The organism is Deltaproteobacteria bacterium (assembly GCA_016210005.1).
GTDB lineage: Bacteria > Desulfobacterota > Binatia > HRBIN30 > JACQVA1 > JACQVA1.
Genome location: JACQVA010000096.1, coordinates 1 through 7,334, shown reverse-complemented (window position 1 = coordinate 7,334; position 7,334 = coordinate 1). Strand labels below are relative to the sequence as shown.

6 protein-coding genes are annotated in these 7,334 nt (G+C 67.8%); 1 reads left to right on the top strand and 5 read right to left on the bottom strand.

The genetic code is table 11. From position 1 onward, the window contains the following. Positions 1-423: family 1 glycosylhydrolase (locus HY699_09395; GenBank protein MBI4516013.1), on the top strand; the 423-nt coding region annotated here is incomplete at its 5' end. A gap of 8 nt (positions 424-431) precedes the next feature. Here the strand turns inward: HY699_09395 and thrH are convergent. From thrH to HY699_09370, 5 genes are all read right to left on the bottom strand, one after another. Beyond that, entirely contained in the window at positions 432-1,040 is a 609-nt protein-coding gene (gene thrH, locus HY699_09390; GenBank protein ID MBI4516012.1) for a bifunctional phosphoserine phosphatase/homoserine phosphotransferase ThrH, read from the bottom strand. Positions 1,041-1,088: 48 nt separating this feature from the next. Beyond that, on the bottom strand, positions 1,089-3,155 hold the full coding sequence (locus tag HY699_09385; protein ID MBI4516011.1) for a VCBS repeat-containing protein: 2,067 nt from the start codon (positions 3,153-3,155) through the stop codon (positions 1,089-1,091). 62 nt (positions 3,156-3,217) lie between these two features. Then, positions 3,218-5,158, bottom strand: coding sequence for a DUF3604 domain-containing protein (locus tag HY699_09380; protein ID MBI4516010.1), 1,941 nt, complete (start codon positions 5,156-5,158; stop codon positions 3,218-3,220). Between the two features lie 45 nt (positions 5,159-5,203). After that, on the bottom strand, positions 5,204-6,232 hold the full coding sequence (locus tag HY699_09375; GenBank protein MBI4516009.1) for a HupE/UreJ family protein: 1,029 nt from the start codon (positions 6,230-6,232) through the stop codon (positions 5,204-5,206). Continuing rightward, on the bottom strand, positions 6,229-7,098 hold the full coding sequence (locus HY699_09370) for a peptidyl-prolyl cis-trans isomerase (protein MBI4516008.1): 870 nt from the start codon (positions 7,096-7,098) through the stop codon (positions 6,229-6,231). The genes HY699_09375 and HY699_09370 overlap by 4 nt, the downstream gene beginning before the upstream one ends. Positions 7,099-7,334 lie beyond the last annotated feature (236 nt).

Here is a 7,334-nt window from a genome sequence, read left to right as displayed (position 1 = left end):
CTGCTGCTGGGGGCTGCGCGAGTGAAGGCGGAAGGCCGGCCACATACGGAGATGGGCTGGGAGGTCTATCCCGACCACCTTTACGACGCGCTGATGCGGATCACGCGCGACTATGAAGCGCCGGAGATCTACATCACCGAAAACGGCGCGGCCTACGTCGACGAACTGGTCGGCGGCGGTGTCCACGACCCGCAACGCCTCGATTACCTGCGCACCCACCTCATGGCCGCCCAGCGCGCGCTCGAGAGCGGCGCGCGGCTGCGGGGCTATTTTTGCTGGTCACTGCTGGATAACTTCGAGTGGGCCTTCGGTTACTCGAAACGCTTCGGCATCGTTTACGTCGACTACCCGACGCAGCAACGCATCGTCAAAGCCAGCGGCCATTTCTTCTCCACCTGCGCGCGGCATAACGCGGTCGAGTAGGGGCGCGACTACTGGCGCAGGCCGGCGGCCCGCGAGAATGCCGCCCGTAACTCGTCGTACGTCTGTGTCACCGGGAACTGCGGGAAGTCGCGAATGACGTTGTCGGGCGGACGAAACAGGATGCCGGCGTCGGCTTCCGCCAGCATGCTGGTGTCGTTGTAGGAATCCCCGGCGGCAATCACCGCGAAGTTGAGCAGCTTGAGCGCCATGACCGCCTTGCGCTTGCCGTCGCGAATCCGAATGCGGTAGTCGCGAACGCGGCCGTCATCGTCAACCACCAGGGAATTGCAGAACAACGTCGGGTAACCGAGCTGCGCCATCAGCGGCGCTGCGAACTCGTCGAAGGTGTCGGACAAGATCAGCACCTGAAAGCGCTGGCGCAGCCAGTCGAGGAACTCGAGCGCGCCGTCGAGCGGGCGCATACCGGCGATGACGCGCTGGATATCCGCCAGGCGCAGGCCGTGCTCGGCGAGAATCTCCAGCCGCCGCCGCATCAGCTTGTCGTAATCGGGCTCATCGCGCGTGGTGCGCCGCAACTCGGCGATGGCGGTGCGCTGCGCCACGTTGATCCAGATTTCAGGAACCAGCACCCCTTCGAGATCGAGACAGGCCAACATGCTGATGCGCTTAACAACATCGCGCCGCGGAGTGCAACTGCCGCGAGCTCAAGACGGCGCCTCCCACGACTCGGCACGCTTGAGCTGCGGCGGCACGTCCCACGGGTCACGCGGGGCAGTGCGCTTGGGGAGGGCCGCGGGTGCCGGTGCCGGGCTGCCGCTGGGGGTGGTGTTGAGTAGAATGGTGACCGTACGCGAGCCGCGATTGACCACCGCCAGATCGGGGCGGCTGTCGCCGTTGAAATCGCCGGCGGCCACGCTGGTGGGGTGATGGCCGGCGGGAAAGGTAATCTGCTCGCTGAAACGGTTGGGCCCGGTGCCGAGCAGAACCGCAACTTCGTCGGTGGCTTCACGAGTCACGACCAGATCGAGCTGGCCATCGCCGTTGAAGTCTTCGGAGACCAGCGGGTGAACGCTGGTGCCCAGGTTGCCCATCACCGGGCTGGCGAGACCTTGGGCCGTGCCGTGGAGCACCGCCACCCGATCGCTGCGGCCGCCGCCGGCGATGAGATCGCTGCGGCCGTCGCGGTTGAGATCACCGGGCAGCAGAAACGTCGGCCGCAGCCCGAGTGCGTAGTTGGTGCTGGTAGGAAACCGGCCGTGACCATCGCCGAAGAGCGCGGTGACGCTGTCGCCGAGCGAGTTGGCCACGGCCAGGTCGGGGCGCTGGTCGGCGTTGAAGTCGCCCGCCGCCAGCGCGGTCGGGGCGGCACCGACAGCGACCAGCAGGGGCTGGGCAAAACCACCGTGGCCGTCGCCGGCCAGAATACCGACGTCGTCGCTGGCGGAGTTCGCCACCGCCAGATCGAGGTGGCCGTCCTGGTCGAAATCCGCCACCAGCACCGCTCGCGGCTGGCGCCCGACGAGGTACTTGCGGCCGCCCCTGAAGGTGCCCGAGCCGTCGCCGTCGAAAACCGCGACGCTGTGGGTGTTCTCACTAGCGACGGCTAGATCAAGAAGGCGATCACCATCGAAGTCGCCGACCGCTACTGCAACCGGGTCCTCACCCGCGGCCAGCGCCGGGGAACCAAGGAACTTGCCGCGTCCGTCGCCCATCAGCACCGTGACCGAATCGCCCAGGTGATTGACGGCAACAAGATCGAGGCAGTTGTCGCCATTGAGGTCGTCGGCGGCCAGGGCCAGCGGCTGTCGCCCCAGGCTGTAGGCGCCGGCGGCGTGAAAAGTAGCGTCGCCGTTGCCGAGGAACACGCCCGCGCTCACCGACAGATCGTCGACTATCGCCACATCGAGCTTGCCGTCACGGTCGAAGTCGCCCGCGGCCGCGGTGCGCAAATTGCGCCCGGAAGCGAAGGCGGCCGGGGCCGCCGGGCGGCCGTCTTCGCCGGTGGTCATGAGCGCGGCGCCTTTGGCGTCGAGCACGACCAGATCGGGGCGCAAGTCGCCGTTGAAATCGCCGGCGACCACCGCGTGCGGCTGCACCCCGGCGCGCAGCGTATCACCCGCCTGAAAGCCGCCTTTGCCGTCGCCGCGCAACAGGGTGATCGTACCGCTGCTTTCGTCGGGGATCGCCAGATCGAGGCGGCCGCTGCCGGCGAAGTCGCCGCTGGCCACGGCAGCGGCGTAGCGGACCTCGAGGGTCGGTGCCGCGGTGAAGCTGCCTTGGCCATTGCTCAGTAGCACGCTGATGCCGGTGTCGTGCGCGACCAAGAGATCGATCGCGTCATCCTGATTCAGCGGGGCCGCCAGCAGGGCGCGCGGGCGCGGCCCGGTCGCAACCGTGCGGCCGCCGGATGCCAAGCCACCGGCACGGTCACTGCTGGCAACGGTAACGGCGTCGTCTTGCGAGTTGGGGTAGACCAGCTCGAGGGCACCGTCACCGTCGAAGTCGGCAACCGCGAGGGCCTTCAGGTAACGGCGGGAGCGAATTCTGTGCGGAGCTGAAAAGCCGCCACGCCGGCCTAGCAGTACCGAGATGCCTTCGTCACCAGCCAACAGCAGGTCCGCCGCGTCATCGTTGTTGAAGCGGGCCACCGCCAGCGCCACCGGGCCGGGACCGGCGGGATAGTCGGTGCGGGTCTGAAACGAAAGCTGGGCCTGGGCCGCACAGGCGGTGAGCGCGAGGCACAGGGCCGATAGCGCAGCGCAAGCCCGCATGACTCTTCGGCTAGCAGATCGCGCTGCGCCGGTCCAACAGCGCCGGCGCGCGCCGCCCCCAACTACCCCTGCCGCGGCTGGTACCAGATCGGCGACGTCCAGGCGCGCTCTTGAATGGTCTTGGGAATCGCCGGGTCGGTACACGCCGGTGGCCGCTCTACGGGCGGCAGGCGGTTGCAGATGAAAGTGCTCCAGCGACAGCTGGGGTTCTCTAGCACCCGCGCGTAGTAGAAGGCGTGCTGGCTCGGGTCGAAGCCGGGATCGGTCCACACGCTACAGAGCGACTGGGCGCCGCTGCCAGAGGGGGTGCAGGTCGCCTCGTCAACGCTGGCGCCGTTGTTCGCATCACCGGCGACCTCGAACACCTGCTCGTGCGCCTGACCGCCGGCGAGCCAGCCCTTGACGATCTGAATCCGTTGCAGCGCGGTGCCGGGCTGCGAGCCGATACCCGGGTCGCCCAGCGCCGCCACCACGAAGCTGGGCGCAGCCCCAGCGGGCGGGCGGGCCGGCAGCGTCGCGCCCATGGTGACGCCGAGTTCGTATGCCCGCTTGACCAGCTCGGCATCGTCGCAGAGGTCAGCCGGCAGGCCCCACCCGCCGAAAAAGCGCGCGCTGATGCGCGGCCCGCTGGTGCCGAAGACTTCGCGGCGCCGCAGCGCTTCGAAGATCGCCGCGCGCGAGTTCTCTTCCGCCCACACCGCCGCCAAGCCGCCCGGGCTGAAGATCTTGCCGCCGCGCGTGAGCAGGCCGTCGCCCAGTTGCTTCTCGGGCGTGTCGTCGTCGGTGCCGCGATGTCCGGCGAAGCTGTTCTCCTCGACGTCGCCGGGGGTGCCGTTGTGCGTGTCGGTGCTGGCGATGAAACCGAGCTGGTAGGGATTGACGCCGAGCCGGACGTGCTCCTGCAAGCCGGCGAGCAGCACGTTGCGCACGAAATCAAGCCGATGCACACAGCCGGTGACTGCGCCGCCGAAGCTTCCCGGCTGCTCGCCGCAGTCGCCGAACTCGGCCACCGCTTTGGTCTTCTCGAAGGCGCACAATTCGTCGGGGGCGCCGGTTATCCCCGACAGCTCGCGGCTGCATTCCGAGTCGCCCTTGTGTTGGTAGACCTCGACCAGCGGCTCGATCGCGGCGCGGAACTCCGCCGCCGTGCGCTCCTCCTCGACTGTGGCGGCACCGGGGTACTCGACCAAGAACATGTGGCCGTTGCTCTCGTTGGAATTGTGCGGTATGGCCAGCACGTCACAACCCGTGCCAGCATCAAGGCAATTGGTTTGCAGCTCGCGCCATAGTCCCTGCGCCTTGGGCTGCTCCATGTAGGAGATCGGGAAGGGCACCCGCTGGTTGCGAAAGATCACGTTACGGTGCCGAGTGCTGATACCGGTTGCGGCCGAGTACTCGTAAGCCACAAACGAGGTGAAGCCGCAGCGGCTGGTGCGGTCGTAGGCCGCCTCGGCGGCAGCTTGGATCCGCCGCCACACCTGTCCGGCGAGTTCATGGCAAACCTGCCCGTCGGCGCCGCAGATGTTGGGGAAGCGCTGCGGCTTCTGGGTCAGCAATAGACCGAAAGTGCGCGTGCCCTCGATGGCATCGCCGCGATAGTTCTGGCAGGTCTGGGTGTCGTAGGCCGCCGAGCCGGGCGTGATGCAGGCTTCGACTTCACCGAGAAACTCCGAGTGATCGGTGACGGCAGCGAAGTCGAGCGGGCGCTCCAGCCGCACGCTGCGCGTGCCGTTGCCGGCGGCGTCGAGCGGCGGCAACGCCACCGGATCGCCCTTGGCGAATTGATACGACTGCTCCGGACTGACGCGCAGCTCGAAGGCGTGGGCGTCGAAGGAGTAGGTGGTGTGCACGTGCAGATCGCCGAAGTAGGCGTTGCGCAAGGGACTGCTCTGCGCGCACGGCTCGCGCTGGTCAATCTCCGGCGGCGCTTCGCGCGGTACCGTCCCGCCGCAGCCGGCCGCAACCACTAGCCCCAACACCATTGCCCCACGTACAAACCGCATGTCCTTCCCCTTCCTCTGACCTGTTAACTAACCGACCCCACGGCCTTACATTACCGGCGGCCACAAACGGGCGATTCGCTCCAATGCCAAGGCGGCAGCCACGGCGCCGATTGCATACGCCGGCGCCCGCTGCCAAGCGGCCCGCTCCGGTATGCGCCGCAGCAGCGGCAGCACTGCCAGCAGCGCCGCGACGAACAGTAGCTGCCCAACCTCCACCCCGAGATTGAACGCCAGCAACGCCAGCGGCACATGCGCCGGCGGTAACCCGAGCTCCAACAAGGCGCCGGCAAAGCCGAAGCCATGAAGCAGGCCAAAGACGAAGGCGATCAGCCACGGACACCGGCGCGCCAGCGTCGGCCGAGCCGCGGGGTCGCGCACCAGCTCCCGCGCCAGCAGGACGATGCTCGCGGCAATCAAAACCTCCACCGGCGGTGCCGGCAACTGCACCAACTGCAGCGCCGACAGCGCCAGCGTCACGCTGTGCGCGAGGGTGAAGGCGGTGACCGTCTTGACCAACGCCCTGGCCCCATTGACCAGCAGCAGCAAGCCGAACACAAAAAGCAGGTGATCAAAGCCCAGCAGGATGTGCTCGCCGCCCAGCCGCAGATAGCTCGCCAACACCCTGCCGGCGCCGGCCCCGCCTCCATGTTGCCCACCTGCGCTAGCGCGCACCGCGAAGCTCTCCGCCCCACTCTGCAGCACCCCGTGCACGCTCGTGCCATCACTCCAAGTGATCCGAACGATGACGTGGAAGGGGCTGTTGGCGAGCCCGCTCACCGCCAGCGACTGGCCGCCGAGCCGGGTTGGACCACAATCGACGCGCGCGAAGGTCACGGTTTCGATCGGCTCAGCCTGCGGCCGGTCGAGCGGCCGGCAGACGCCCGGCAGCTGCGGGCTGAGTGCTTGGCTGGCGTCGGTCCACACCCGGGGAGTTTTCCAGACCAAGTCGAAAACGCCGGCGGCTTGTTCGCGCAGCTCAAGCAGCGCGGGCTCGAAGGAGTGGGCCGAGGCCAGCACGGGAACAAGCGCAGCTATGGCCCAGATGGCAACGCCGCTTCTTGCAGTGCGCTTCATCGTGCGAGTGCCAGTGCCGCTGGCGCGGCGCTGCCCGCGCCGGCGATATGGATGTCGTAGCGCCGGCGTAGCCGATCGAGGGCGGCCCGGTTGACCGCTGCCCGCCGTGCCTCGAGCCAGTCGCGCCGGACTTGCTCGCGGCTGGCGCCGAGTGCCGGTAGGAAGCCGGGTTGGTGCTGGCTGACGCGCACCAGGTGCAGGCCGTAACTCGAAGCGAGCGGCTCCGACCACGTGCCTACGGCGAGGTCCATGACCTGCCGGGCGAAGACCGTGCCGAAGATGGCCGCCAGGTCGCGCTCGGTCAGGAGTGTGAACGCCCGCCCGCGCACAAATGGATCACCGAGAGCCGCCGGCTCGGCACCGCCAAGGAGTTGCGCGCGCAGCTGCTGGGCGGTGGCGGCCGTTCGATCGCCTGAGCGCTCGCTGCTGGCGAAGACCTGCTCCAGCGACACCCGCGCCGGTACGTGGTAGCGCTCGGCGTGCGTATCCATGTACGCCTGCAGCTCGGCCTCGGTGGGCTCGGCGACTGGTTCGAGGTCCTCGGTGAGAAATTCCATCTTCTGCACCAGGCGGCGGCGCACGATGATGTCGCCGCGATCGAGCCCGAGCGCGAGCGCCTCGCGGTAGAGCACTTCCTGGTCGACGAAGCGCTCGACCATTGCCGCCTCTTCCTCCGCGGTCGGCAGCGCTCCGGCGCGGCGCACGTGATCCTGGCGCAGGCCGTTGATCACCGCCGGCGACAGCTCGATTCGGTTAGAGAGCTGCGTTGGTGCGATCCACCGATAGCCTCCCAGCACCACAACTCCGAGTACGAAGAAGTGCAGCAACGGCTCGCTCGCCCAGCGTCTGACTCCTGCCCGCGCCATACTGCTTCCTGCTCATAAATGCCGAGCCCTCGTCAAGCAACGGGTGTGCGACAAATCGGTGGGTAACGTGCAGCCGACCGGGCAAATCCTCACCAGTCTGACAGTACTGTGTACTGTCAGGCCGACGGAGCCCATGGCCGAAAGGGACGCAACTTGTCATCTTCCAGGCGCGGCGCCACTTCTTCAGCTGCTTCTCCCGCACGATTGCGGTCTCTGCGCAGCCGTGCGCTTCGTAG